This window comes from Stenotrophomonas sp. YJH_SMC_20 (genome assembly GCF_059367845.1).
In genome coordinates, this window is sequence record NZ_JCAFRG010000001.1 from 485680 (window position 1) to 509966 (window position 24287).

Here is a 24287-nt window from a genome sequence, read left to right on the forward strand (position 1 = left end):
TCCAGCGCGGAACGACCCCAGCTACAATCCAGTACAGCCGCAAGTAACTGTACTGCCCACACTTCCACTACGGTTCCACCATGCCGCGCCCGCTCACCCGCATCGAATCGGTCATCCAGACCGTCCGCACCCGCATCAGTGCACGGGTGGATGGCCCCGGCTCCCGCCTGCCTTCGGTACGTGCGCAGGCAGCGACCATGGGAGTTTCAGTCTCCACCGTGGTCGAGGCCTACGAGCGCCTGGCGGCCGAAGGCCTGATCAGTGCACGCGCAGGCTCGGGCTTCTACGTCAGTGGCCCGGCCGCACCGCTGGCGCTGGCCGAAATGGAGCCGCGGCTGGATCGCGCGGTGGATCCGCTGTGGGTATCACGACAATCGCTGGAAACGCCCGCGGGCGATCTCAAGCCAGGGTGCGGCTGGATGCCCAGTGACTGGCTGTATCACGATGGCGTGCGCCGCGGCCTGCGCGGGCTGGCGCGTGCCGATGCCATGCAACTGGTGGACTACGCCGGCCCGCTCGGGCTGCCCGCGTTGCGCCAGCTGCTGCAAAGGCGCAGCGCCTCGCTTGGCATCGATGCACCGATGGAGCAGATCCTGCTGACCGAATCCGGTACGCACGCGGTCGATCTGCTCTGCCGTTTCCTGCTCAAGCCCGGTGACTGCGTGCTGGTCGATGACCCGAGCTACTTCAATTACCACGCACTGCTCAAGGCGCACCAGGTGCAGGCCATCGGCGTGCCGTACACGCACAGCGGCCCGGACCTGGAGGCGTTCGCGCAAGCCCTGCAGGCGCATTCGCCGCGGCTGTACATCACCAATTCCGGACTGCACAACCCGACCGGCGCGGTGCTTTCAGCCAACACCGCGCACCGCCTGCTGGGCCTGGCCGAACGCAGCGAGCTGATCATCGTCGAGGACGACATCTTCGCCGACTTCGAACTGCAGCCGGCACCGCGGCTGGCCGCGCTCGATGGACTGTCACGGGTGATCCACGTCGGCAGTTTCTCCAAGACGCTGTCGGCAGCGTCGCGCTGCGGCTACATCGCTGCGCGCCACGACTGGATAGAGGCATTGACCGACCTGAAGCTGGCCACCAGCTTTGGCGGCGGCCATCTGGCCGCGCAGTTGATGCACATCGCGCTGACCGATAGCGGTTACCGCCGCCACATGCAGTCGATACGTTCGCGCCTGGCCGATGCACGCCGGCACACACTGCGGAAACTGCAGACGCTGGGCATCACGCCGTGGCTGCAGCCGGAAGCCGGCCTGTTCCTGTGGTGCCAGCTGCCCGATGGCCGCGACGCCACCGCACTGGCGCGGCACTGCCTGCGCGAGGGCATCGTGCTGGCGCCGGGCAATGCATTCAGCCAGTCGCAGCGTGCGGCCGACTATCTGCGCTTCAACGTTTCGCAGTGCCAGGACCCGCGGATCTGGCAGGTGCTGGCGCGCGCGCTGCGTTGAGCTGGTAATGCGCGACCAGCGCATCCACCACCACGCGCACACCCGGCAACTGCCCAGGACGATGCGGCAGCAGCACGCTGGTGGTGACTTCGCCGGCATGCCACGCCGGCAGGACCTGCTGCAGGCGGCCCGCAGCAATCGCTGCGGCACACAGGCTGTGCGGCAACACCGTGATGCCAAGGCCCGCTTCGGCCGCCGCGATGAGAAGCTGCGACTCGTTGCCGACCAGCGCCACCTGCGGTTCCACCTGCACGGTGCGGGCGTCGGCGCTGTGCAGCGTCCAGCGCGTTGCGTGGCGCGCGGTCAGCAGGCCGGCATGCGCGCGCAGCTGCTCGGGAGTGTCCACTGCCGGCGCGGTGACCAGATAACCAGGCGACGCCACCAGCACGATGCGTTCGCTACCGAGCATGCGCTGCACCAACCCGGAATCCGGCAGTGGACCAAAGTGGCTGCGCAGGGCGATGTCGATGCCTTCCTGCGCCAGGTCGATGAAACGATCACTCACTTCAACTTCGATGCGCAGCCGTGGATAGCGGCGGGCCAGCGCAGGCAGGCACGCGGCGAGCTCGCTCTGCACCACCGGAATGGAAGCACTGATGCGCACGGTGCCGCTCGGTTCGGCCTGGCGATCGCGGACGATGGCCTCGGCAGCCTCCACCTCGGATAACGCCGCGCGTGCGCGTTCGAAGAACGCCTGACCGACCTCGGTCAGCGCAAAGCGGCGCGAACTTCGCTGCAGCAGGCGCACCTCGAGCTGTTCTTCCAGCAGCGCCACGCGCTTGCTCAGGGTCGAGCGCGGCAGGCCCAGATGGCGACCGCCTGCAGCGAACCCGCCCTGCTCCACTGCGGTCACGAACAGGGCCAGATCGTTGAGGTTGAGCATGCGCAACGTCCACAGATGTGGACTTCAGGATGCCATTCGGACGGCTTCCGGCGCAATGTCCACGCAGGCACGCTTTCCTCACCCGCCGCATCGCGGCTTGAACCGGAAACCTGCCATGACCCCGATCCTCTTCTACGGCGTGCCCTCGGGCTGCTCGTTCGGCTCCATCGTCGCCCTGGAATGGCTGCGCCAGCCGTATCACCTGTGCCGCATCGACATGCCCGGCCAGGTGCAGGGCGAAGATTACCGCCGCCTCAATCCACTGGGCGAAACCCCGACCCTGCGCACAGCGCAGGGCGAACTGCTCAGCGAGAGCCTGGCCATCCTCAACCACCTGGCCGCGAAGGGCATCATGCAGGGGCTGGGCTTCGCACAGGGCACGTCCGGCTTCGACCGCCTCAACCACCGGCTGGCCTATCTCAACACCAGCTTCTTCGGTGCCTACGCGCCGCTCTGGCATGCGCTCGAACACGCCGAGGGTACCGAGGGCGAGGCGCTGCGTGCCTATGGCACGGCCAAGGTGCGCCACGCCCACCAGGCGCTGGAGCAGATGATCGGCACAGGCCCGTGGCTGCTGGGCGAACAGCGCAGCTTTGCCGATGCCTACTTCGCCGGCATCGCGCGCTGGAACGACTACCACCAGGTGGTCGACCGCCGCGGGTTCCCCAGGGTGCAGCAGCTGTTCGAGCGCCTGCAGGACGACGCCGGCGTGCAGTTCGCCCACGCCATCGAAGCGCAGCGACCGGCAGCCAGCAGCGGCGGCTTCCTCGGCGAGGTGCAACTGCACGACGTGCTTGAGGCCGCCACGGCCTGAGCCCGGTCCTGACTGTGCGGCAGCGACGCGCAATGCCTCTTGCGCGCCTTGCTACAGTGGCCTGTCCCCCGCCGCAGGAACCCGCGCATGTCCACGTTTTCCGACCCGCAGGCAGTGGCCCACTATGCCGAAGCGCCGCTGCGCCAGGTGCCCGGTTTCCTCGCGTTGCAGCAGATGACCCGCCTGCTGCTGGCCGAACACGTTCCCGCACAGGGCCGCGTGCTGGTACTCGGCGCCGGGGGCGGGCTTGAGCTGAAGGCCTTTGCCGAAGCGCAGCCGGGCTGGCAGCTGCTGGGTGTGGATCCGGCCGCGCCGATGCTGGCCCTGGCCGAGCAGACACTGGGTCCGCTGATGCCGCGCGTGCAGCTGCTGGAAGGTTACATCGACGATGCGCCCGATCTGCGCTTCGATGGTGCCAGCTGCCTGCTGACCCTGCACTTCCTCGACGCCGCGCAGCGCCTGCACACGCTGCGCGAGCTGCACAGGCGCCTGCAGCCCGGCGCACCGCTGGTGGTGGCGCACCACAGCGTGCCGCAGGATCCGGCCGGCAAGCTGCGCTGGTTGCAGCGCTACGCCGCGTTCGCCGAAGCCTCGGGGGTTGCCCACGCCGATGCACAGCGCGCGATCGACGCCATTGCCGAGCGGTTGCCGCTGCTGGCCCCCGAACAGGAGGTCGCGCTGATGCAGGAGGCCGGCTTCGATGGCGTGGAGCTGTTCTATGCGGGCTTCAGCTTCAAGGGCTGGGTGGCGTACGCCGGGTGATGTCTACGGCACCACGGTGATGCCGATCCGCTGCATCAACAGCGCCACCTGCTGCACGTCCAGCGTGGCGCCACGCAGGTTGGTGCTGCGCAGGTCCAGCTCGCCCAGATCGGAATTGGTCAGGTCGCAGTCGGTGAAGTTGGCGCTGTTCCAGTCGATTCCCTCGAACTGGCCACCGGACAGGTCCGAGCCCGCGAAGCTTGCGCCACTCACGTTCGCACCGTCCCAGCGGTTCTCCCACAGTTCGCATTTCTCCAGCGTGACCCGCGAGAAATTGGCATAGCGCAGGTTCGACTTCTTGATGAAGGCGCTGCAGAACCAGCTGCGCGTGGTGATCTGGTTCATGAAGCTGGCGTTGCTGAAATCCGCACCCTGCGCGCGGCACTCGCTGATCTCCAGGCCCAGCGCCTTGATGAAGTTGAAGTGGCACATGCTGATGTCGCAGCTGCGGAAACTGGCTTCCTTCAATGTGGCGCCATTGAAGCGGCAGCCACTGCGGCTGTCGGCATCGTAGAAGCTGCAGTTGATGAACTCGGTGGCGGTCAGGTCGGCACCGGAAAAATCGCACTCATGGAACTGCTGGTCGACCACTTTCTGGCCGGTGTACTGGTCCGCGCCGATGCGCAGCTTGCGGTGAACGGTGGGGGACATCAGGGATTCCATGCCAGGTGCCCCGCCATCATGCCGGACCGCGAGGGTGATCCATAGACGTGGGCGCGGGCGGATTCACCGGCAGTCCAGCCGCCCTGCGTCCCCCAACGCCGCATGCACGTTGTTGCACGTTAATGCACGAACGTGCAGACTTGCAGCATGAGCTCCGATCCCAGCCCCCTCCCCGCCCAGCGCACCCGGCAGATCCTGGAGGAACTGCGCCAGCAGGGCCGCGTGGTCGCCGCCGAACTGGCGCGCCGCTATGCGGTTTCCGAAGATTCGATCCGCCGAGACCTGCGCGAACTGGCCGCACAGGGCCTGTGCCAGCGTGTCTACGGCGGCGCCGTGCTGCCGCCGCCCAAGGAACGGCCGCTGCGCGAGCGCCTGACCCGCGACCGCGGCGACAAGGCCGAGCTGGCCGCCCGCGTCTGCGCATTGCTGCAACCCAATCAGGTTGTACTGCTCGATGCCGGTTCAACCAACCTGGCGATCGCCCAGCAGTTGCCGCCCGCCCTCGGCTTGACGGTGATCACCAATGCGCCACAGATCGCCACGGCCGCCAGCCTGCTTGAAGGCACCTCGGTGCAGGTGATCGGCGGCCGCCTGGCCAGCGGTGGCGGTGCGGTCGGCGCAGAAGCACTGGCCCAGGTGCAGCGCCTGCGCGCCGACGTGTACCTGCCCGGCCCCTGCGCGGTGGACGGCGATACTGGTGTATGGGCAATGGATGCAGAAGAGGCCACGCTGAAGCGCGCGATGGTCGCGTGCAGCAGCCGCGTCATCGTCGCCGCCACGACTGAAAAGCTGGGTGCACGCGGCAACTGGCAGATTGCCAGCCTGGACGAGATCGACGACCTGGTGCTCACCACCTCGGCCCCGCCGGCGCTGGCGGCACGCTTCCGCGCCGCAGGCATCGCGGTACACCCCACTCCGCCGTGACCGTACCGCTCATGTCCCTTGCCAACCGCGCGCGTGCCGAACAGCACGCGACCCGCGCTGCGTTCTTCATTCCCGGCTTCGCCACCGCGCTGTGGGCCACGCTGGTGCCGTTCGCCAAGGCACGCACCGGGATCAACGACGCCACGCTGGGGCTGGTACTGCTCTGCCTCGGTGCCGGTTCGCTGCTGGCAATGCCGTTGTCCGGCGTGCTGGCCGCGCGCCTGGGTTGCCGGCGGATGATGGTGGCCAGCAGCCTGCTGATCTGCCTGACCGTGCCCGGCCTGGCGCTGGCCGGTTCGGCTTGGACACTCGGGCTGGTCCTGTTCGTGTTCGGTGCCGCCGTGGGCGCAATGGACTGCACGATGAACGTGCAGGCCGTCATCGTCGAGCGCGAAGCACGGCGCGTGATGATGTCCGGCTTCCATGCCTTCTTCAGCATCGGTGGTTTCCTCGGCGCGGCCACCATGACCGTGCTGCTGTCCGCACAGCTGCCGCCCTTGGCATCGGTGCTGATCGGCGTTGGCGCCATGCTGCTGGTGATGCTGTTGTCGGCAGCGCACTGGCACAGCGAACGCATCCCGCACGACACACCGATGCTGGCCCTGCCGCACGGCATCGTGTTGTTCATCGGCGTGCTGGCGTTCGTCGCCTTCCTCGGTGAAGGCGCGATGCTCGACTGGAGCGCGGTGTTCCTCAGCGATGTGCGGCGCGTCGATGCCAGCCTGGCCGGCGTCGGCTACGTGACCTTCACCCTGACCATGACCGTGGCGCGCCTGTTCGGCGACGCACTGGTGGCGCGCGTGGGCCGCCAGCGCGCGATCGTCTTCGGTGCTCTGCTTGCCGCTGCGGGCGTGCTGGTGCTGACCCTGGTCACGCCGTGGCAGGCGTCGCTGGTCGGCTACGTGTTGGTCGGCCTCGGTTGCGCCAACATCGCGCCCGCGCTGTTCTCGCTGGCCGGCCACCAGACCCGCATGCCGGGTGCGCTGGCGATCACCGCCGTTTCCACGCTGGGCTTCGCCGGCATTCTCGCCGGACCGGCGCTGATCGGCTTCGCCGCCAACCATTTCGGCCTGATCGCCGCATTCATCGGCGTTGCCACGGCCTTGTTGCTGGTGGCGATCTCCACGCGTTGGCTGCGGGTGTAGCCCAAGGCATCAACGCCGCCTGCGCCGCAGCTTCATCCGCAACCGCCGATAGCCGATCACCGTCGCCGTGGCACACAACGCGGTGCCAGCAGCACTCAGCAGCAGCAACACCGCCAGCCGGACACCTTCCTGGCGCAGCATCGCCGGCAGGTCCCAGCTGTGCAGGAAGTAGAACAACCAGCGCCCCACCCGCTCGCGATGCCCCATCGTCAGCAGCGGATCGCCGGTCGCCAGATCGAGATAGACGCGCGTCGCCTCGGCATCGCCAAAGTCGACCAACGCCACCGGGAAGCGGCGTACCGCTGCGCCGTTCATGGCCTCGGGCGCACGCGGATAGAAGTAGGCGTCCGCTGCATGCTGCACCATGAAACCCTGCATCGGCGCAGCGGACAACGCGCGCACCTTCTGCTGCAGCCACGGGGCCGACAGCCACCGTGCGACCTGCAGGTGCCCACTGCCGCCGGACACGATGCGAGTATCACCCTGCCCGTCCAGCAACACCGCGAACAGCTCACCACCGATCCGTCGCCACTGGATCTCCACCGGCCGGAAGCGCCCAGCATCGGCCACAGCCATAAGCCTCGCCGGCTCAGCCAACGTGCCATCCACCGCCACCGCGCCGCCACGATAGTGCTCAACATCAATCGCTTCATGCGTGCTGCTGAAGACGCCCAATGGATTCATCGACATCAGGCCACTGAAGATCCAGGTGAACACGAAGGCCGCTGCCACCAGACCGATCAGATGGTGCCAGCGCATCCACGGCTCGACGTACGGTGTCTTCGCACCGGAACGATAGTGCCCACGGAAACGCCAGCGCCACACACCGACCACGATGCCGCTGACTGCGGCCACCGTGCACAGCGCGGACAACACGATCACCACCCACGTCCACACCGGGTCCACCGACTGCATGCGCAGGAAATACAACCAGTGCAGCCAGGCGCCCACATAGTTCCAGCGCTGCTGCATATGCGGCGCGTCCAGCACGACTTCACCGGTACGCGAGGACACATACAGGTCGCCCGGTTGCTCACCGCCCACCTCGACGCGATACAGCGGCCGATGCGCGTCCAGTGCACGCGAATGCGTCCAGCGGTCCTCGTCCACGCGCATCGCACCCACGAAGGCCGGGCCTCCGGCGAACTGTGCAGCGGACGCTTCGGCACGCTGTGCCGACACCGGCAGCAGCGCCTGGCCGGTCACGGCAGACCAGGCGCCCACGTTGCTGCCACTTCGCACCACATACGCCGGCTCGCCGCGTAGCGTGGTCAATGCCACAGCCTCCGGCTCGGCCTGCACGGCGGCAGGCAGTACCGACAGCCCCTGCAGGTCGCGGGCCTCACCCAGCACCGGCAACGCCGCCAGCCGCTCGCCGGGCGTCAGCTTCGGGTAACCAATGAACAGCATCACCATGCCGCTGACGAACCACAGCAGCATCAGCAGGCATCCGCCGATGCCCAGCCAACGATGCACCAGGTAGGTCCAGCGCTTGGCGGTGGATCGCAGCGACATCGCCGGCGTCCTCAGAAGCGGTGGTCGAGCGTGAACTCGACGCGGCGGTCCGCACCCAGCAACCACTGTGTGCTGGTGTAGTACGCCGTCGCGTAGTACGCCTTGTCGAACACGTTGAACAACCGCGCGGACAGCCGCGTGCGCGGTGCCGCCTGCCAGGTCAGTGCCAGGTCGGTGGTGCTGTAGCCGTGCAGCTCCAAGGTGTTGGCGTTGTCGGCGTAGCGCTTGCCGACGTAACGCACGCCACCCGCCGCACTCCAGTCCGGTGCGAACTGCCAGCTCAGCCACACACTGGCCAGGCGCTCGGCCACGTTCGGCGGCACGTTGCCGTCGCGCGATACCAGCTCCGCCGGCGAACCCGTGGTTTCCAGGAAATCCTCGAACTCAGCCCTGAGCACCGTCGCGTTGGCATCAAGCGACCAACGCGGCGCGAAGTTCCAGTTCAAGGACGCTTCAATACCGCGCGAGGTCTGCGCCCCCACCTGCACCCGGCGATCCGGCACCAGCGGATCACGGCTGAGCAGACCGGTCTTGCGGATGCGATACGCCGCCAGCGTCCACTCGCCGCCATCGAAGGCCTGCTTCAGGCCCACCTCGATCTGCCGGCCCTTGGCCAGATCGAAGGCACCGTTGGCTGGGCTGATCATCAGCAGTCCACTGACCGGGTCCGCCGCCTGTGAGTACTGCGCGTAGAGGCTCAGCGCCGGCTGCAGCGCGAATACGGTACCTGCACGCCAGCCGGTGCTGCTGTAGGTCTTCGAGAACGCGTTCTGGCCACTGATCAGATCGGTGCGATCGATGCGCGCGCGGTCGTGGCGCAGCCCACCCAGTACCGACCAGCGTTCGCTCAACGCCAGCCGGTCCTCCACGAACAGCGCGTACTGCTCGGCGCGGTTGCGATAGCGCGGCAGGTTCGGCGCGTCGCTGGCGAACCGGCCCGGCACCGGATCGAACGGATCGACCGGGCCCGAGCTGCCAGCATAGGTGTTGTTGGTGTGCTTGAAGTGCGCGCGGTTGGCATCCAGGCCCACCGCGAAGCTGTTCGCCCTACCGCCCACATTGCCCTGCACGCGCAGCGTCGAGGTCAGCCCGGTCTGGTCCTGGTTGTGGGTGATCTCGGTATTGCCCGAGCGATCGATCAAGCCGGTAGCGCGGTTGTAGACATAGGCCTCGGCATTGCGCCAATCACGCTGGCTGTCGATCTGGTAGACGCGGGTTCGCCATTCCACGTTCGCGTTCGGTGTCCACAGCGCGTCGAGCTGGGTCCAGCGGTCGCGGAAGCGGATCTCGCTGTCATCGACGTTGTAGTTGCGGTGGCGCAGCGCCTCCAGCTGGCGGCCCTCGACCAGCGGCGTGCCGAAGTAGCGCATGGGTTGCTGGTAGCCCTGCGCATGGGTGAGCGTCAGCTGCAGGTCCGCACGTGGCTGCCACAGCAATGCACCGGAGAATGTCGCGTCGCTGTTGCGTCCACGATCAACCCAGCCACCGCTGTAGTTGCCGCTCACATCAACCCGATAGGCCAGCTCAGGCGTCAGCGCGCCACCACTGCCGAAGCCCAGCCGCGCGGTGTCCTCGCTGCCCACGGTTACGCTGATCTCGTTCTCGATGGCGCCGCGCGTGGGCTTCTTCGGCACGATGTTGATCACGCCGCCGATCGCCCCGTCGCCATGGATCACCGAGGCCGGGCCGCGCAGCACTTCGATGCGCTGGATCGACCAGGTATCGAACGGGAAGGTGATGCCCACGCCGCCGTACTGGCGCAGCCCGTCGTACAGCCGCATCACCGAAGCACCGTCGGTGAAGCCGCGGCTGGAGAGCGCGCTCAGGCCGTTGCCCGGGTGCGGCATCGCACTGATCGCACCCGCCCGGCTGATCGCATCGGTGAGGTTGCTGTCGCCGCGCTGCTCCAGTTGCTCGCGCGAAATCACCGTCAGGCTGGCCGGCGTCTGCAGCACGCTCAGGCCCAATGCAGAGCCGGCGCTGGCGGTGGAGGACAGCTCGCCGCTGCGGGTATCGACCACCCGCACGGTATCCAGCGTGGTCGGGGGTGCCGCGTCGGCGGCAAGCAGGGGCGCAGCATGCAGGAGCAACGCGCACAGGACAGGCAGCGTCGCCCGGCGCAGGCGCGCGGAGCTGGGGTTCGTTTTCATTTTTTTCACGGCATGCAAGGCCACCCCGCGATGGCAGGGCAGCAATCAGAAAGGGACAAACACGCGCGTGCGGGTACCGGCCGTGGCCGGCAACCTCATGGAAAAACGATCAATGCAACGCGCGTGCGGCTTAGACGGCCATCAAGGCCGGCGGCCCACGCGCTCCCAATGTGCCGCTGATCCGTTGCGGCAACGTCTGCACCGCACCGCGCAACGCGCGGCACACCGGAGCCATCGGCATCAACAGCAGCACTGCCGCCACCAACAGGGTGATCAACCGCGCTGCAATCAGGCAGTAATCACAATTCACGCCCATCTCATGATCGGCATGCGGATCGGCGGGCGGCTTCTTTGCGGTCTCGCCGTGCGGCATCGCCATCGCGTGATGGTCGTGGTGCCCTTCCAACGCGTGCTGCGCATGTTCTGCCTGCATTGCGTGGTCCATGGCCGCCACCGGCGCAGCGGCAGCCACGTGACCATGCGCCAGCCAGCGGCTCACCAGCGGGGCAAGCAGCACCAGCAGCATGGCAAGCCATGCCAGGGCCTGGAACCGGCGGTGGAGAACAGAACGGCGCACGTCGCCATTCTACGGGGCCATGGCCAACCTTGGACCCCGTTCAGGGTTTGCCCCCTGCGACACGGTGACGCAGGAGCTCGCCTCGCGCGGCGACATGTGAATGCACCACACCGCGGTCCCTGCGCTTGCGGGCTCTGCCTCGCCAACGTTAGGGTTCAATTGGCCACGGCAAGGAGCCAGAGGAATCTGCATGACCACCCGCATCACACACCGGCAGCGCATCAGCCTGCTCGGCCTGACCGCGCTGCTTGCTGCCTGCGCCGACAAGGGGCCGCCCCCACCGCCAGAGCCGCTGGAACTCTCACAGCCCATCGCCGTGGACGCGCCCGGCCAGCAGGTGCAGTTCGAGTTCGAAACCACGGCGCGCAATTTTGCCAGCTACCGCACTTATGCGGTGGAACTGGATCTGCAGCACGTCTCCCCATCGCCAGATGCTGCTTCTCCGCGCGACCTGCACATTCCTTTACGCGTTGGACTTCAGCAATGGTCCGGCGGCACTTGGCAGCCGCTGGCAAGCCCCGACGCGTATCAGATCGCACAGTCGCAATCTGGCCAGCCACTGCCAGACTGGCACCGCGGTAAGGGTCTGAACTACGCCCAGATCCAACGGGGCAGCGATGGCGCATACCGATTGCATGTCGCGTTGCTGCCGTTGCAGGCGCATGGCCGGTATCGGGTCCAGGTCAGCACGGTTGAAGACATCGCACCACTTCGTGGCGCAAGCGCCAGGATGCTGATTCACGAATCGCGTCCGCTCGCCAAGTAGCGCAGCGCCTTCGTACACCTTCCAGGAGGAACACCACGCACCTGGACAAGCCACGCTACATCGTCGATATCGTCATTGCGGCACCGGGTACACCGCTTCTCGACCCCGTAACGCAGCAGCCGCTGAGCAATCCGGATGGTTCCCCGCAGACATCCGGGCCCGGTCACATGTTCTACGTCCTGCGAGCACCGGGGAAAGATCCAGCGAGCTACGGCTTTGCACCGATCAAGCACGGCAGCATGAACGGACCTGGCGACATCGTGGACAGCGATGCAAAGACCTACAAGAACCCGCATTACACGCGCTCTCTGGAAATCACCGAAGCCCAGTACAACAAGCTCAAGGCGTTCGGCGACGATCCAGTGGCGCACGGCTTCAGCAAGCACTATGCCGACGTGCGCCACAACTGCGTGGACTTCACCTGGGGCGCATTGAATCATGCCGGCATCCAGCGCAAGCACAGCCTGGACGTGAACAGCATCGGCGGCCCCGTCGGCCAGTTGCTGCCCGATGTCCGCATTCCGCTGGGCGTCCAGTCACAGGGCAAGGACGGCTATCGTCCGCTGCGCAACATCCATGGCGTGGACAGCATTGAGCCCCCTTTCCCCAACAGCGAACTCAACCGCACCACCACTCATCCCTTGCCCGAGCGCAGCTTGAAGCAGCGTCTGCTCAGCGAAACCGATGGCATTGATGGCCCCTTGAGCGAGCGTCTGGCTGCGGACGCGCGCGCACCGGGGCACAGCCTTCATGCATTGGACCAGAAAGTGCGTACCGCACTCGCCCAGGCCAGCGAACAGCAGGGACTGCCCCCCGGCCAGGAGCACGAACGACTGGCCGGCCATCTGACCCACGCGGCGGTGCAGGCCGGCTTCAGCGAGAAGGACACGCTGCAGGTGGCATTCAGTTCAAACAGCACCGCCGAGGCACCCGGCTACGTATTCCTGCATCGCAGCGGCGACACCGCCTCGCCGGACCCTGCCGCCAATCGCCAGCGCCTGTCCCTGCTCGATACGCAGCAGGGCGACGCGGATACGCTGTATCAGCAGGCCAATGTGCAGCAGCAATCCCGCGACGCAAGCCGGCTGGCGCAGGACGAGCAACAGGCACAACAGCAGGCGTCGCCGCGCATGGCCTGACCCAGCCGCATCAGGCGCAGGCACCGTTCCCGCATCAACTCACGTACTGCGCCTGACCGTTCCCGAACGACCAGTTCTCCTTCTTCACTTCCACCAGATTGATGAACACATCCTCGCGGCGGATGCCCACCGCCGCATGCAGTCCATCGGCGATGCCGGCGTACAACGCCTTTTTCTGCTCGAGCGTGCGCCCTTCGTTCCAGGTGATCTGGATGCAGATGAAGTCGTCGGTGCGATCCACGCCCAGGTAGCCGGGATCGTAGATCAGCGTGCCGGGCGCGTGTTCCTGGAAGATCTGGAAGCGATCGTTTTCCGGCACCCCCACCGCGCGCATGGCCTGGTAGATGGTTTCGCCGACGCGTTGCAGGTAGTCGGCGGATTTGCCTTTGCGAAGATCGATGCGGGCGAGCGGCATGGTGGCACTCCAGAGTGGATGGGTACGACGACAGGCTGAGACTACGCCTGCCCGGGGCGGCGGGACAGCGCAGGGATGGAACCCTCTGGCTCCATGCGTGGCATGGTCCCGCCTCCGCCGCGCGGGGTGACGCGATTGCCGTGGCGGCATCCCTCCGGAGTCGTCATGTGCACGGTCGCCAGGGGCGGCGATGTGCGCCATCAGTGATGGGCCGCACTACTCGCGGGTGCTGGACGGCACACATCGGGAAACGTCTGGCCTGCCTAGGGACAGTTGAGAATTTTCCTTACAGACCGATGTGATTGCCCGGCTTGAAGATCGCCGCGCCGGGGCAAGACACCTTGGCCGGGATTGGCGTCTCGAATAAACGAACGAATACTCATCGCTGCGGTTTACGTCGCAGCAGAGAGAATGCACCGATTGCCTTCAATGGCGGCCGGTGCGTGGGGATCGACTACGGCGCGAATTGCAAACAGCCGTCAGTCGCGCACGCAGATGGAGAAGAATTTCCACTATAAAGTTTCCGGAAGCATCGCCGATCTCGGAAGCACACCCCTAACATATAACAGCCAAACATGCTGCTTGAAATTCCATTCATCAATATTCTTCCGGTGATAGTGCCACCGGCGCTCATCCTCTTTGGATTTATCTATCTTTGGTATCGGGCAGAGTCACTCCATCACATAAGACTACGGCTGATCCGGATCTTCGTCTCAAGGCGCGACCTGACCAACGAAACAATAAATCAACATATTTTGGATGAATCGTCGCTTCTCGCATTTCGATTCAGCAGCGGGATAAAGGCGGAAACACTGCAAGATGCAGAGGGTGTTATTTCGTTCGCCCTTGCAAAAAACATCCCTCTATCTTTGATTAGCCGAGCGGGAAGGGCGTTCGACATTTCTGCACTGACCATGCGTGAAAAGCAGTTGCCGCGCCGAGGGCAGAACATCATTGTTTTTTTGCTTGCCCTATTCTTCTTCGTTCCTGCTGTCATCCTAGCCGGCATGTCTACTGAAGGTGACTTCATGACGTCGCTCAAGGAGACAGGAACAAAAATCTGGCTCTCGCCAGACCATGTATCCCAACGCAATTGGTTTCTCAAAGGCGTGACCATCGAGAAAAATGTCCTCTGCCAACCCCTTGCGCCACGCTCGGGCGAGCCGAAGCCCTCCAACTGGCTCAGCCCGAGGGACAAGGAAATTCTGTGTGAGGTCTTCAACGATGCCAAACTGTCCAAAGTTATCAACGAGGAAGTCAAGGCCCAGCGCCGCAGTTTGATCTACTTAGCTGTATTGTGTGGGGGAATGAGCGTTTTCACGTTCATCCTCATGATTCAAGGTCTCACCGCGCAGAATCTCGCGCAGCGCCTTCAGAAGACAAACCCCGCTGCACAGCAGGCCGTCATTGCGAGACCCCGGAAGCTTTGCATTCACCTGTCGATTTTTGGACAGCGTCGACGTTCCGACCACTGATCAAGCAAACACGAAAAAGCCGGCTCAAGGCCGGCTTCTTCATAACACCTGAAAAATCAGGGTTCTATTTGGTGGGCGGTACAGGGATCGAACCTGTGACCCTTGCCGTGTGAAGGCAATGCTCTACCGCTGAGCTAACCGCCCGGTGTGTTGCTGAGCCGCTCATTATAGGGGCTTTTCAGAGGCCGTCAACACTTTTTCACATTCGTGTTCACGGGTGTTTTCGGGGTGCGCAGCCGAGCATGGCTCGGCTCTACAGAACAGCGGGTTCACAGGCGTTTCGGGGCATGCAGCCGAGCCCAGCCCGGCGCTACCGGAATCACATCGTATGGGTCGGCTTGTCCGAGCCGGTCAGGCCGGCCAGCAGGGTCTCGATCTTGTGGCGCACGCCCTCGCCTTCGGCACCGTCGGCCAGCTGCACGCCGATGCCGGCGGTGCGGTTGCCCTGTGCGCCGGCCGGGGTCACCCAGATCACCTTGCCGGCCACCGGCAGGCGCTCGCTGGAATCGGGCAGGGTCAGCAGCAGGAACACCTCGTCGCCCAGGAAATAGCGCTTGGGTGTGGGCACGAAGATGCCGCCATTCTTCACGAACGGCATGTACGCGCTGTACAGCGCGGCCTTGTCCTTCACAGCCAGGGACAGGATGCCCTGGCGGGCGTTGCTGGCACTCATCGATTTCCCCTTGCGGCAGGCCGCTCGTTCACCTTGTTCCAGGCCAGCAGCAACTCGACCACCGCAAGGTCTGCACGCACCGTGGTGCGCAGCAGGTCGCGGGTGCGGTTGGCCGCATCGAACCAGGCTGCAAGCTTGTGCAATCGCTCCGGCGTGGTCAAGGCATCGGTACTGGCCTGGGCCAGCGCCAGATCGGCAGCGAAGCGCAGGCGCAGCGACGCGTTGTCATCACCGCACCACTTCTGCGCCAGCTCCACCGCGCCGGTCTTGCCGGCGGCCAGCTGTTCCAGATCTCGACCGACTTCGCGGCGCAGGCTCAGGCCGTCTTCGCGCAGCCAGTTGTCGGCCTGGCCGGGATGGCCGCGGGCGGCCTCCAGCGCTTCGCGCACCGATGCTTCACTGTGGCCCAGCTGCTGCAGCCAGGCCAGTGCTTCGTGCTGCGGCGGCAGCTTGAATTCCAGTCGCTGGCAACGGCTGCGGATGGTCTGCGGCAGGCGTGCCGGATCGCTGCTGATCAGCCACAGATAGCGGCCGGGCTGCGGCTCCTCAAGCGTCTTCAGCAGCGCGTTGGCGGCCGAACGGTTGATCGCATCGGCCGGATCGACGATCACGACCTGCGCCACGCCGTACTGCGGGGTCAGCGCCAGCTTTTCGGTGATCTCGCGCACCTGCTCGATGACGATCTCGGTACGCAGCTTGTCGCCGCTCTTGTTCGGAATGAAGCTGACCAGCTGCAGGTCCGGATGGGTGCCGGCGGCGATCAGCTGGCGCGTGCGCGTGGCGTGCGTTGCATCACCCTGCGCCAGCACGTGGTCGGCCAGCGCCAGCGCCACCTCGCGCTTGCCCAGCCCGGCCGGGCCGCAGATCAGCAGGCCATGACCGAGGCGACCGGCGTCGAGCGCGGCCACGGTCTGGTCGAACGCGCGCTGCTGCCACGGCGAAAACGTGCTCATGCGCCCTCCCCGTCCTGCAGCCAACGCTCGATACGTGCGACCACATCGGCGGCCACGCGTTCCTGCACCTGGCCGGCGTCGATCAGCGCGAAGCGCTGCGGGTCCTGCTGTGCGCGGCTGCGGAACACGGCGCGCACGCGCTGGAAGAAATCGTCCTGCTCGCTCTCGATGCGGTCCGGCCACAGGTCACGGCCATTCGCGCGGGCGCGGCCCACCGCCACATCCACATCCAGCAGCAGGGTCAGGCCCGGCAGCAGGCCGACCGCGCGGCGCTCCAGGTCGGCAATCCACTGCGGATCCAGGCCACGGCCGCCGCCCTGGTAGGCGTAGCTGGAATCGGTGAAGCGATCGCTCAGCACGTAGGCACCGCGCTGCAGCGCCGGCCGGATCACCTGGCGCACATGCTGGGCGCGTGCGGCGAACACCAGCAGCAACTCGGCTTCGGCGCTGAGCGGCTCGGCAGCGATCTCGGCATCGGGCTTCAGCACCAGGCCGCGGATGCGCTCGGCCAGCGGCGTGCCACCCGGCTCGCGGGTCAGCACCACCTCGTGGCCGTGGCTGCGCAGGCAGTCACGGATGGCATTGATGGCGGTGGTCTTGCCTGCGCCCTCGCCGCCTTCCAGGCTGACGAAACGCGGGTGGCGAAGCAGCGCGGGACTCATTGCGCCGGGGTCTCCTGGGTACGTTGCTGGCGCAGCTGCTGCAGGTAGCGGGCTACGGCGGCGTTGTGCTGGTCCAGGCTGGGCGAGAACACGTGCGCGCCGCTGCCGTCGCCCACGGCGACGAAGTACAGCGCGTCACCGGCGGCCGGCTGCGCGGCGGCCATCAGCGCGTCGCGACTGGGCATGGCGATCGGGGTCGGGGTCAGGCCCGCACGGGTATAGGTGTTGTACGGCGTATCGGTGGTCAGGTCGCGGCGGCGGATGTTGCCGTCATACGCGGCACCGATGCCGTAGATCACGGTCGGGTCGGTCTGCAGGCGCATGCCGATCTTCAGGCGGCGCATGAACACGCCGGCGATCTGCGGGCGCTCGCTGGCCAGCGCGGTTTCCTTCTCGATGATCGACGCCAGCGTCAGCAGTTCGTAGGGCGTGTTGATCGGCAGGTCCGGCGCGCGGCTTTCCCAGGCTTCGTCCAGCGCCTTTTCCATTGCGGCGTGGGCGCGCTTGAGCACGTCCAGATCACTGTCGCCGCGCTGGTAGACGTAGGTCTCCGGCAGGAAGCGGCCTTCCGGGTGCTGGCCACCGAAGCCAAGGCGCTGCATCAACGCGGCGTCATCCAGGTTGTCGGTGGTGTGCAGCAGCGGCTCGGCGCGCTTGAGTGCAGCACGCAGCTGGCGGATGTTCCAGCCCTCGACAATCGTGACGCGGTGCTGCAGCACCTTGCCGGCGCGCATGCGCAGCAACAGCTCGCGCGGGGTCAGCTCGCCACTGAGCGCGTACTCGCCCACCTTCAGCTTGCCGGCCGCATCGAGCTGGCGCGCCAGCAGTTGCCACTGGGTGTCCTGGCCCTCGTCCACGCCGGCGTCGCGCAGCTTGCGCAGCACGCTGTTCATGCCATCGCCGCTGGCGATGACCACGCTCTCGGCGGTCGGGGTGATCGGGGCGTCGGCGAACCGCGTCTGCTGGTAGAAGAACCACGCGCCCGCGCCGGCCACGACGGCAGCCAGCACCACCACCAGCGTTACCACGAACAGACACCCGCGCTTGGCTTCCGCCATGGACTACCTCTGAACCCGATTCCGTCGTGCAGGATACCGTGCCGGTGGATTGGGGTCATGACCGGCGTGGCGCCTGCGTGCCGGCCAACGGTCGGCACCCACCACAATCCATGCCTGGCGCGGCGATCAGTAGATCCACGCCATGCGTGGATGAATGGCCATGGAGGACTCCGTGCCGACCAACGGTCGGCACCCACCGTGGGGGAATGGCGTTGCCGGCCAGCGGCCGGCACTACCGGTGCACGCCTAGCCCTGCTGGCCCAGCGCGCGCAGCAGGCCGCGGGCCTTGGCGCGGGTCTCGTCCAGTTCCTTGTCCGGGTCCGAATCGACCACGATGCCGGCGCCGGTGCGGAAGCTCACCTCCTGGCCGTCCACTTCGGCGGTGCGGATCAGGATGTTCAGGTCCAGGTCGCCATCGCGGTTCAGCCAGCCGAACGCGCCGGTGTAGGCACCACGCGGCACCTGCTCCAGCTCGCTGATGATCTGCATGCAGCGCACCTTGGGGCAGCCGGTGATGGTGCCGCCCGGGAACGTGGCGGCGATCACCTCGCCGGGCGTGACCTCCGGGCGCAGGTGGCCGCTGACGTTGCTGACGATGTGGTGCACATGCGCGTAGCTCTCCACGGTCATCAGCTCATCGACCACCACGGTGCCGGGCAGGCAGATACGGCCCAGGTCGTTGCGCTCCAGGTCGATCAGCATCACGTGCTCGGCACGCTCCTTGGGGTGGCCGACCAGTTCCTGGATGCGCGCGGCATCATCGTCGCCCTCGAAGCGCGGACGCGTGCCGGCAATAGGACGCGTCTGCGCGTGGCCGGCATGCACCGACACCAGCCGTTCCGGCGAGGAACTGACCACGTGGCGGCCGTGCGCGCTGAACAACCCGGCGAACGGTGCGGGGTTGGCACGGCGCAGCTGCGCATACAACGCCTGCGGGCTGACCGGCGCGGCGAACTGCGCGCTCCAGCGCCGCGACAGGTTCACCTGGAACACATCGCCGGCACGGAGGTAGTCGATCACCCGGCGCACGCCATCGGTGAAGCGCTGTGGCGCATCCTCGCCGACCGACTGCGGCGGCTGCCAGCCCTGCCCGGCCTCCGGCAATGCCTGCGACGCCAAGGCCATCAGCGCCTCCAGCAGGGTCTGCTCACCGGCTTCGGCGATGACGAAGCTGGCGTCGTTCTGGTGGTCGTGCAGCACCGCGGCCGGGCAGCGCAGCGCCAGCGCGGTCGGGCGGCCGTCCTCGCGTGCGCGCGCCGGCAGCACCGGTTCGATCTGGCTGGCCACTTCGTAATCGAGCATCAACGCCCAGCCGCCGCGGAACGGCAGGCTGTGGCTGCCGTCATGCGGCAGGCGTTCGCGCTGCCAGGCACGGTCCAGCACCTGCAGGAAGCTGCCGGCGTGCACCGCGTCGTGCTGGTCGCGCACCTGGCCATCCGCATCCAGTCGCAGGCGATCGCCCTGCGCGGCCAGCAGCAGGCTCCAGCGGCCCTGCGCGGTGCCCGAGGCAGTGGATTCCATCAGCAGCGGAAAGCGCGCCGGGTCATGCTGCTGCAGGGCCAGCAGGTCGATCGGGTGCGGCAGCGGGTGGATCAGCGGTGCGTGGGTCATGGCAGCCAGTTCTGGGGTTCAGATGCACGGAAGCCGCCTTGCGGCGGCTCCGTAGAACGCGGCGTCGAGCATGGCCCGACGCTACAACTCGGTCAGACGCGCTTGAAGACCAGCGTGCCGTTGGTGCCGCCGAAGCCGAAGCCATTGGACATCACCACGTCGACCTTGGCCTGGCGTGCTTCGTTGGGCACGTAGTCCAGGTCGCAGCCTTCGCCCGGCTGCTGCAGGTTGATGGTCGGCGGAATGACGTTGTCCTGCAGTGCCATCACCGAGAAGATCGCTTCCACACCGCCGGCAGCACCCAGCAGGTGGCCGGTCATCGACTTGGTGGAGCTGACCATCATCTTGTAGGCGTGGTCGCCGAAGGCGGTCTTCATGGCCATGGTCTCGCCCAGGTCGCCCAGCGGCGTGGAGGTGCCGTGCGCGTTGAGGTAACCCACCTGTTCCGGGGTCACGCCCGCGTCCTTCATGGCCATGACCATGCAGCGCGCGGCGCCTTCGCCGTTCTCGCTCGGTGCGGTCATGTGGTACGCGTCGGAGCTGGCGCCGAAGCCGGCCAGTTCACAGTAGATCTTTGCGCCACGCGCCTTGGCGTGCTCGTACTCTTCCAGGATCAGGATGCCGGCGCCGTCGCCCAGCACGAAGCCGTCACGGTCCTTGTCCCACGGGCGCGAAGCCTGTTCCGGGGCGTCATTGCGGGTGCTCATGGCCTTCATCGCGCAGAAGCCACCCAGTGCGGTCGGCGAGGAGCCACGTTCGGCACCGCCGACCACCATCACGTCGGCGTCGCCGTACTGGATCATGCGCATCGCGGTACCGATCGAATGGTTCGAGGTCGCGCACGCCGACACCGCCGAGAACGACGGGCCCTTCAGGCCGGTGATGATGCTCAGCTGGCCCGGCAGCATGTTGATGATGGTCTTGGGCACGTAGAAGGGCGAGATCTTCTTGCCCTCGTGGAACTCGATGGTCTGCTCTTCGATGCCGAGCAGGCCGCCGATGCCGGCGCCGACGATGGCGCCGATGCGCTCGGCATTGGCGTCGGTGATCTCCAGGCCCGAGTCGTGCAGGGCCATGAACGAGGCACCGAGGCCGTAATGGATGAACGGGTCCATCTTCTTGGCATCCTTGCCGCTGACCCGGAACTTGCCGAACAGTTCATTGTCGGCGGTGATGTCGAATCCCTTGACCTCACCGGCAATCTTGGTGGTGAACCGATCCAGGTAGGCATCAGAAATGTTGGTCAGCGGACCGATGCCCGAACGACCGTGGGTGATGCCTTCCCAGCTGCTGGCCAGATCATTGCCCAACGGCGAGACGATACCCAGGCCGGTTACGACGACGCGACGCTTCATTGCTGATTCTCCTGACCCGAAGGTTCAATCGGGTAACACGGTTTGCTTCGGTGTGATGCCCAAACACACGGGGCCGCAACTGCGGCCCCATGGGGTGCGGTGCGCGGCGAGCGTGAGCCCGCGCGCGCACTGCCGTCTGACATCAGGCCTTGACGTGGGCCTTGATGTAGTCGATGGCGGCCTGCACGGTGCTGATCTTCTCGGCTTCTTCGTCCGGGATCTCGCACTCGAATTCTTCTTCCAGGGCCATCACCAGCTCGACGGTGTCCAGCGAGTCAGCGCCCAGGTCATCGACGAACGATGCGCTGTTGGTGACTTCTTCTTCCTTGACGCCAAGCTGTTCGACGACGATTTTCTTGACGCGTTCTTCGATGGTGCTCATGGGATCTCGCTCCAGATGGAGTTGTGGTTCAAAAGTGGTCGCCATCAAGGGCGATGGCCGTGGGATAGTGTAGTGGAAACCGGCGCGGCCTTGCATTGCAGCAAAAACCCCCGCAGATCAACCACTTGCGGCGCAATCCCTGCGCCCCTTGCTTACGGCATGTACATGCCGCCGTTCACATGGAGGGTTTCGCCGGTGATGTAACCGGCAGCCGGGCTGGCCAGGAAGGCTACCGCATGGGCGATGTCTTCCGGCGATCCCAGGCGTTCGAGGGCGATGTCGTTGATCAGCGCGGTGCGCGCTTCTTCCGGCAACGCCTTGGTCATGTCGGTGTCGATGAAGCCAGGTGCGACAACATTGACGGTGACGCCGCGCGAACCGATTTCCTTGGCCAGCGACTTGCTGAAGCCGATGATGCCGGCCTTGGCCGCGGCGTAGTTGGCCTGGCCGGCGTTGCCGGTCACGCCCACCACCGATGCGATGTTGATGATGCGGCCCTTGCGTGCCTTCATCATGCCGCGCATCACCGCCTTGCTGGTGCGGAACACGCTGGTCAGGTTGGTGTCGATGATCGACGCCCAGTCCTCGTCCTTCATGCGCATCAGCAGGTTGTCGCGGGTGATGCCGGCATTGTTGACCAGGATCGAGATCGGGCCGAATTCCTTGGCGATGCCATCGAGCACGCTGTCCAGCGCGGCGGCATCGGTGACGTTCAGCGCGCGGCCGTGACCGCCGTGGGCAGCCAGGCGTTCGCCGATCGCGGCAGCGCCGGATTCGGTGGTGGCGGTGCCGATGACGGTGGCGCCCTGGGCGGCCAGCAGATCGGCGATGGCGGCGCCAATGCCACGGCTGGCACCGGTGACCAGTGCGATTTCACCCTGCAGGGGCTTGCTCATGATGTTTTCCTCAGACGGGAGCGGCCGCCGCACCGTGCCGCTTGCAGCGGCCACCGGTACGGCCGGCAGGAACAGGGAAGGTCAGGCCGACCATGCCTCGCGGGCGGCTTCGAAGTCGCCCGGCGTGGCCAGCGGACGGCCGTCGATGGCCTTGTCGATGCGCTTGACCAGGCCGGTCAGCACCTTGCCTGGGCCGCACTCGGCGATCTGGGTGATGCCGCGGGCGGCCAGCGCCTGCACGCAACCGGTCCACTGCACCGGCTGGTACAGCTGCTGGACCAGCGCGGTGCGGATGGCGTCCACGCCGTCGTGCACCTGGGCATCGACGTTCTGCACCACCGGCAGCTGCGGCGCCTGCCAGGACAGGCCGGCCATCACTTCGGCCAGGCGGTTGGCGGCTTCGCGCATGAGCGGGGTGTGCGAGGGCACGCTGACGGCCAGCTTGACCGCCTTGCGCACGCCCTTCTCGGCCAGCAGCACCAGTGCACGGTCGACCGCATCGGCGTCGCCACCGATCACGATCTGGCCCGGCGAATTGAAGTTGGCCGGCACCACCACCTGGCTGCCTGCGGCTTCGGCGCAGACATCCAGCACCAGCTGGTCTTCGGCACCGAGCACGGCGGCCATGGCACCGACACCGGCCGGTGCCGCTTCCTGCATCAGCTGGCCACGCAGGCGCACCAGGTGCGCACCGTCATGCAGGCTCAGCGCGCCGGCGGCGACCAGGGCGGTGTACTCGCCCAGGCTGTGGCCGGACAGCACCGACGGGCGCGGACCGCCCACGGCGTTCCAGGCGCGCCACACGCCGATGCTGGCGGCCAGCAGGGCCGGCTGGGTGTATTCGGTACGGTTGAGCATTTCCTCCGGGCCGCCCTGGGACAACGCCCACAGGTCGACACCGGCACCATCGGATGCCTCGGTGAAGGCTTCACGCACCTGCGGGTGCAGTTCGGCCAGCTCGGCCAGCATGCCCACAGACTGCGAGCCCTGGCCGGGGAAGACAAAAGCGAGGGTGGATACGGTCACGCGGTCATCCGCTTGTTGCAATCGAAGCGGGCCATGATAAGGCGGAATCCGCTGTGTCGTCTGTACGTGCGCGTATGCAGGCGTATGGAGCAATGACAGGGTCAGATCCCTTTTCCACCGGAAATGGGATCTGACCCCGGCCGACGATCAGCAGAACAGCTGCAGGACGTCCAGATCGCCGTCGGCGAGGAAATCCACGCACAGGCCCACCAGCATCAGCACGCCAGCAGTGCTGGCACCGTGGGTGATGAAGATCGAATGGGCCAGCGCGCGCGCTGACCGGCCCAGCTTCATGCAGACCCTGGCCAGGCTGCGCAGGCGGCCACTGACCGCATGCACGTGCTCGCGCACCGGTGCCTGGGCACCGCCCATCGCCTCGGCCATCATCGCCTGCAGGTGCTCGGGGCGGTCGGCATAGTACTTGGCCACGCCATAGCCGAACATCAGCCAGTCGCGGGCCTGGGCTTCGGACAGGTCCATCACTTCCAGTGGATCTTCCTCGAAGTCGATGAAACCGACCTTGTCGCCATCCCAGGTGAGGTTGCGCGGCAACGGCTGGCCGAAATAGGCGCCGCGCGCATGCGCTTGGGCAATGGCCTGCATCGCCGCCATGACCAGCCGATCACGACCGGCCTCGTCGGCCTGGCGCAGGCAGGTATTGAACGAGCTGCCGTTGTCGCCGATTACCAGCGCGGCATGGCCGGTGCCCAGCACGTCAGGCACGTTCACACCTTGCGCCTGCAGTTCTGCAAGGCGGCGGGCCTCGGTTTCGCGTGCGGCGTCGCCGCCACGGTGCGGAGGAGGACGAAGGGCATCGAGGTGGAAACGACGGGCAACAAAATTGAGCAGGCCAAGGGCCAGCGCCCGGCTTCCCTTGCCGTACTGCTTCAGCCAGGCACGTTGCCCTTCGATGACGATGGGCTCAACCATGACAGGTCCTCCTTAAACGCGTTACGGCCCCGGAGGGCCGCAACGACAAAGCT

General features: G+C 66.3%; 24 protein-coding genes and 1 tRNA gene. 8 read left to right on the forward strand and 17 right to left on the reverse strand.

Annotated elements, in window-relative coordinates:
• The first annotated feature begins 80 nt into the window (after positions 1-80).
• On the forward strand, positions 81-1460 hold the full coding sequence (locus AC5P6A_RS02300) for an aminotransferase-like domain-containing protein (RefSeq protein ID WP_180876243.1): 1380 nt from the start codon (positions 81-83) through the stop codon (positions 1458-1460).
• On the opposite strand, the gene AC5P6A_RS02305 is transcribed toward AC5P6A_RS02300, so the two are convergent.
• On the reverse strand, positions 1399-2343 hold the full coding sequence (locus AC5P6A_RS02305; protein ID WP_495222207.1) for a LysR substrate-binding domain-containing protein: 945 nt from the start codon (positions 2341-2343) through the stop codon (positions 1399-1401). The two genes, AC5P6A_RS02300 and AC5P6A_RS02305, sit on opposite strands and share 62 nt — an antisense overlap.
• A 115-nt stretch (positions 2344-2458) precedes the next feature.
• Here AC5P6A_RS02305 and AC5P6A_RS02310 point away from each other — a divergent pair, with 115 nt between their 5' ends.
• Together AC5P6A_RS02310 and AC5P6A_RS02315 are read left to right on the forward strand one after the other, a co-directional pair.
• Positions 2459-3157 (forward strand): glutathione S-transferase N-terminal domain-containing protein, encoded by a 699-nt coding sequence (locus tag AC5P6A_RS02310; protein WP_180876247.1) that lies wholly within the window; start codon positions 2459-2461, stop codon positions 3155-3157.
• An 87-nt stretch (positions 3158-3244) separates the two neighbouring features.
• The gene (locus tag AC5P6A_RS02315; protein WP_180876249.1) at positions 3245-3919 is read left to right on the forward strand and encodes a methyltransferase domain-containing protein; all 675 of its coding nucleotides are present in this window, start codon (positions 3245-3247) and stop codon (positions 3917-3919) included.
• A 3-nt stretch (positions 3920-3922) separates the two neighbouring features.
• Here AC5P6A_RS02315 and smqnr read toward each other — a convergent pair whose 3' ends face one another.
• Positions 3923-4570, reverse strand: coding sequence for a SmQnr family pentapeptide repeat protein (gene smqnr / locus AC5P6A_RS02320; RefSeq protein ID WP_014646203.1), 648 nt, complete (start codon positions 4568-4570; stop codon positions 3923-3925).
• Between the two features lie 159 nt (positions 4571-4729).
• On the opposite strand from smqnr, the gene AC5P6A_RS02325 reads away from it, so the two are divergent.
• Positions 4730-5506 carry a DeoR family transcriptional regulator gene (locus AC5P6A_RS02325; RefSeq protein WP_180876251.1) on the forward strand — a complete coding sequence of 259 codons (777 nt, stop codon included), beginning with the start codon at positions 4730-4732 and terminating at the stop codon, positions 5504-5506.
• A gap of 11 nt (positions 5507-5517) precedes the next feature.
• A complete protein-coding gene (locus tag AC5P6A_RS02330) occupies positions 5518-6651 on the forward strand; it encodes an MFS transporter (RefSeq protein ID WP_346714642.1) in 1134 nt (377 codons plus the stop codon).
• Between the two features lie 9 nt (positions 6652-6660).
• Here the strand turns inward: AC5P6A_RS02330 and AC5P6A_RS02335 are convergent, their stop codons facing one another.
• From AC5P6A_RS02335 to AC5P6A_RS02345, 3 genes are all read right to left on the reverse strand, one after another.
• Positions 6661-8166 carry a PepSY domain-containing protein gene (locus AC5P6A_RS02335; RefSeq protein WP_346714641.1) on the reverse strand — a complete coding sequence of 502 codons (1506 nt, stop codon included), beginning with the start codon at positions 8164-8166 and terminating at the stop codon, positions 6661-6663.
• An 11-nt stretch (positions 8167-8177) separates the two neighbouring features.
• Positions 8178-10316 carry a TonB-dependent receptor gene (locus tag AC5P6A_RS02340; protein ID WP_346714640.1) on the reverse strand — a complete coding sequence of 713 codons (2139 nt, stop codon included), beginning with the start codon at positions 10314-10316 and terminating at the stop codon, positions 8178-8180.
• A 130-nt stretch (positions 10317-10446) separates the two neighbouring features.
• Entirely contained in the window at positions 10447-10842 is a 396-nt protein-coding gene (locus AC5P6A_RS02345; protein ID WP_346714796.1) for a DUF2946 family protein, read from the reverse strand.
• Between the two features lie 241 nt (positions 10843-11083).
• Here AC5P6A_RS02345 and AC5P6A_RS02350 point away from each other — a divergent pair, with 241 nt between their 5' ends.
• Together AC5P6A_RS02350 and AC5P6A_RS02355 are read left to right on the forward strand one after the other, a co-directional pair.
• The gene (locus AC5P6A_RS02350; RefSeq protein ID WP_021202618.1) at positions 11084-11659 is read left to right on the forward strand and encodes a hypothetical protein; all 576 of its coding nucleotides are present in this window, start codon (positions 11084-11086) and stop codon (positions 11657-11659) included.
• 239 nt (positions 11660-11898) lie between these two features.
• A complete protein-coding gene (locus tag AC5P6A_RS02355) occupies positions 11899-12798 on the forward strand; it encodes an XVIPCD domain-containing protein (RefSeq protein ID WP_242015451.1) in 900 nt (299 codons plus the stop codon).
• Between the two features lie 34 nt (positions 12799-12832).
• On the opposite strand, the gene AC5P6A_RS02360 is transcribed toward AC5P6A_RS02355, so the two are convergent.
• Positions 12833-13213: a tautomerase family protein gene (locus tag AC5P6A_RS02360; RefSeq protein ID WP_005415517.1), complete on the reverse strand. Its 381-nt coding sequence runs from the start codon at positions 13211-13213 to the stop codon at positions 12833-12835.
• A 575-nt stretch (positions 13214-13788) separates the two neighbouring features.
• On the opposite strand from AC5P6A_RS02360, the gene AC5P6A_RS02365 reads away from it, so the two are divergent.
• Positions 13789-14688, forward strand: a complete 900-nt coding sequence (locus tag AC5P6A_RS02365) for a DUF6216 family protein (protein WP_180876260.1) — start codon at positions 13789-13791, stop codon at positions 14686-14688.
• Positions 14689-14757: 69 nt separating this feature from the next.
• On the opposite strand, the gene AC5P6A_RS02370 is transcribed toward AC5P6A_RS02365, so the two are convergent.
• The 11 genes from AC5P6A_RS02370 to AC5P6A_RS02420 all read right to left on the reverse strand — a co-directional run bounded on the left by AC5P6A_RS02370 (position 14758) and on the right by AC5P6A_RS02420 (position 24234).
• Positions 14758-14832, reverse strand: a tRNA-Val gene (locus AC5P6A_RS02370).
• Positions 14833-15007: 175 nt separating this feature from the next.
• Positions 15008-15361 carry a PilZ domain-containing protein gene (locus AC5P6A_RS02375; protein ID WP_005412452.1) on the reverse strand — a complete coding sequence of 118 codons (354 nt, stop codon included), beginning with the start codon at positions 15359-15361 and terminating at the stop codon, positions 15008-15010.
• A complete protein-coding gene (locus tag AC5P6A_RS02380; RefSeq protein WP_155029044.1) occupies positions 15358-16314 on the reverse strand; it encodes a DNA polymerase III subunit delta' in 957 nt (318 codons plus the stop codon). The genes AC5P6A_RS02375 and AC5P6A_RS02380 overlap by 4 nt, the downstream gene beginning before the upstream one ends.
• Positions 16311-16976 (reverse strand): dTMP kinase, encoded by a 666-nt coding sequence (gene tmk, locus AC5P6A_RS02385; protein WP_019659493.1) that lies wholly within the window; start codon positions 16974-16976, stop codon positions 16311-16313. The genes AC5P6A_RS02380 and tmk overlap by 4 nt, the downstream gene beginning before the upstream one ends.
• Positions 16973-18034, reverse strand: a complete 1062-nt coding sequence (mltG, locus tag AC5P6A_RS02390) for an endolytic transglycosylase MltG (RefSeq protein ID WP_134734711.1) — start codon at positions 18032-18034, stop codon at positions 16973-16975. Before mltG ends, tmk begins: the two co-directional genes overlap by 4 nt.
• Before the next feature lie 246 nt (positions 18035-18280).
• Positions 18281-19645 (reverse strand): aminodeoxychorismate synthase component I, encoded by a 1365-nt coding sequence (locus tag AC5P6A_RS02395; RefSeq protein ID WP_346714639.1) that lies wholly within the window; start codon positions 19643-19645, stop codon positions 18281-18283.
• Positions 19646-19737: 92 nt separating this feature from the next.
• Positions 19738-21000, reverse strand: a complete 1263-nt coding sequence (gene fabF, locus AC5P6A_RS02400; RefSeq protein WP_058979438.1) for a beta-ketoacyl-ACP synthase II — start codon at positions 20998-21000, stop codon at positions 19738-19740.
• Positions 21001-21142: 142 nt separating this feature from the next.
• Positions 21143-21382, reverse strand: coding sequence for an acyl carrier protein (gene acpP / locus AC5P6A_RS02405; RefSeq protein ID WP_005415509.1), 240 nt, complete (start codon positions 21380-21382; stop codon positions 21143-21145).
• Positions 21383-21534: 152 nt separating this feature from the next.
• On the reverse strand, positions 21535-22278 hold the full coding sequence (fabG, locus tag AC5P6A_RS02410; RefSeq protein WP_005408312.1) for a 3-oxoacyl-ACP reductase FabG: 744 nt from the start codon (positions 22276-22278) through the stop codon (positions 21535-21537).
• An 81-nt stretch (positions 22279-22359) separates the two neighbouring features.
• The gene (gene fabD, locus AC5P6A_RS02415; RefSeq protein ID WP_346714638.1) at positions 22360-23304 is read right to left on the reverse strand and encodes an ACP S-malonyltransferase; all 945 of its coding nucleotides are present in this window, start codon (positions 23302-23304) and stop codon (positions 22360-22362) included.
• 147 nt (positions 23305-23451) lie between these two features.
• Complete coding sequence (locus tag AC5P6A_RS02420; RefSeq protein ID WP_180876262.1) at positions 23452-24234, reverse strand: BUD32 family EKC/KEOPS complex subunit; 783 nt, start codon at positions 24232-24234, stop codon at positions 23452-23454.
• Positions 24235-24287: the final 53 nt, after the last annotated feature.

Excerpts from the sequence above, each read along its gene's own strand:
- mltG (WP_134734711.1), bottom strand. The coding sequence starts at position 18,034 with ATGGCGGAAGCCAAGCGCGGGTGTCTGTTCGTGGTAACGCTGGTGGTG.
- AC5P6A_RS02345 (WP_346714796.1), bottom strand. The coding sequence starts at position 10,842 with ATGCTGCTGGTGCTGCTTGCCCCGCTGGTGAGCCGCTGGCTGGCGCAT.
- AC5P6A_RS02305 (WP_495222207.1), bottom strand. The coding sequence starts at position 2,343 with ATGCTCAACCTCAACGATCTGGCCCTGTTCGTGACCGCAGTGGAGCAG.
- AC5P6A_RS02315 (WP_180876249.1), top strand. The coding sequence starts at position 3,245 with ATGTCCACGTTTTCCGACCCGCAGGCAGTGGCCCACTATGCCGAAGCG.
- AC5P6A_RS02340 (WP_346714640.1), bottom strand. The coding sequence starts at position 10,316 with ATGAAAACGAACCCCAGCTCCGCGCGCCTGCGCCGGGCGACGCTGCCT.
- acpP (WP_005415509.1), bottom strand. The coding sequence starts at position 21,382 with ATGAGCACCATCGAAGAACGCGTCAAGAAAATCGTCGTCGAACAGCTT.
- tmk (WP_019659493.1), bottom strand. The coding sequence starts at position 16,976 with ATGAGTCCCGCGCTGCTTCGCCACCCGCGTTTCGTCAGCCTGGAAGGC.
- smqnr (WP_014646203.1), bottom strand. The coding sequence starts at position 4,570 with ATGTCCCCCACCGTTCACCGCAAGCTGCGCATCGGCGCGGACCAGTAC.
- fabG (WP_005408312.1), bottom strand. The coding sequence starts at position 22,278 with ATGAGCAAGCCCCTGCAGGGTGAAATCGCACTGGTCACCGGTGCCAGC.
- AC5P6A_RS02310 (WP_180876247.1), top strand. The coding sequence starts at position 2,459 with ATGACCCCGATCCTCTTCTACGGCGTGCCCTCGGGCTGCTCGTTCGGC.
- AC5P6A_RS02375 (WP_005412452.1), bottom strand. The coding sequence starts at position 15,361 with ATGAGTGCCAGCAACGCCCGCCAGGGCATCCTGTCCCTGGCTGTGAAG.
- AC5P6A_RS02380 (WP_155029044.1), bottom strand. The coding sequence starts at position 16,314 with ATGAGCACGTTTTCGCCGTGGCAGCAGCGCGCGTTCGACCAGACCGTG.
- AC5P6A_RS02335 (WP_346714641.1), bottom strand. The coding sequence starts at position 8,166 with ATGTCGCTGCGATCCACCGCCAAGCGCTGGACCTACCTGGTGCATCGT.
- AC5P6A_RS02365 (WP_180876260.1), top strand. The coding sequence starts at position 13,789 with ATGCTGCTTGAAATTCCATTCATCAATATTCTTCCGGTGATAGTGCCA.
- AC5P6A_RS02300 (WP_180876243.1), top strand. The coding sequence starts at position 81 with ATGCCGCGCCCGCTCACCCGCATCGAATCGGTCATCCAGACCGTCCGC.
- fabF (WP_058979438.1), bottom strand. The coding sequence starts at position 21,000 with ATGAAGCGTCGCGTCGTCGTAACCGGCCTGGGTATCGTCTCGCCGTTG.
- AC5P6A_RS02355 (WP_242015451.1), top strand. The coding sequence starts at position 11,899 with ATGAACGGACCTGGCGACATCGTGGACAGCGATGCAAAGACCTACAAG.
- AC5P6A_RS02325 (WP_180876251.1), top strand. The coding sequence starts at position 4,730 with ATGAGCTCCGATCCCAGCCCCCTCCCCGCCCAGCGCACCCGGCAGATC.
- AC5P6A_RS02350 (WP_021202618.1), top strand. The coding sequence starts at position 11,084 with ATGACCACCCGCATCACACACCGGCAGCGCATCAGCCTGCTCGGCCTG.
- AC5P6A_RS02395 (WP_346714639.1), bottom strand. The coding sequence starts at position 19,645 with ATGACCCACGCACCGCTGATCCACCCGCTGCCGCACCCGATCGACCTG.
- AC5P6A_RS02330 (WP_346714642.1), top strand. The coding sequence starts at position 5,518 with ATGTCCCTTGCCAACCGCGCGCGTGCCGAACAGCACGCGACCCGCGCT.
- AC5P6A_RS02360 (WP_005415517.1), bottom strand. The coding sequence starts at position 13,213 with ATGCCGCTCGCCCGCATCGATCTTCGCAAAGGCAAATCCGCCGACTAC.
- AC5P6A_RS02420 (WP_180876262.1), bottom strand. The coding sequence starts at position 24,234 with ATGGTTGAGCCCATCGTCATCGAAGGGCAACGTGCCTGGCTGAAGCAG.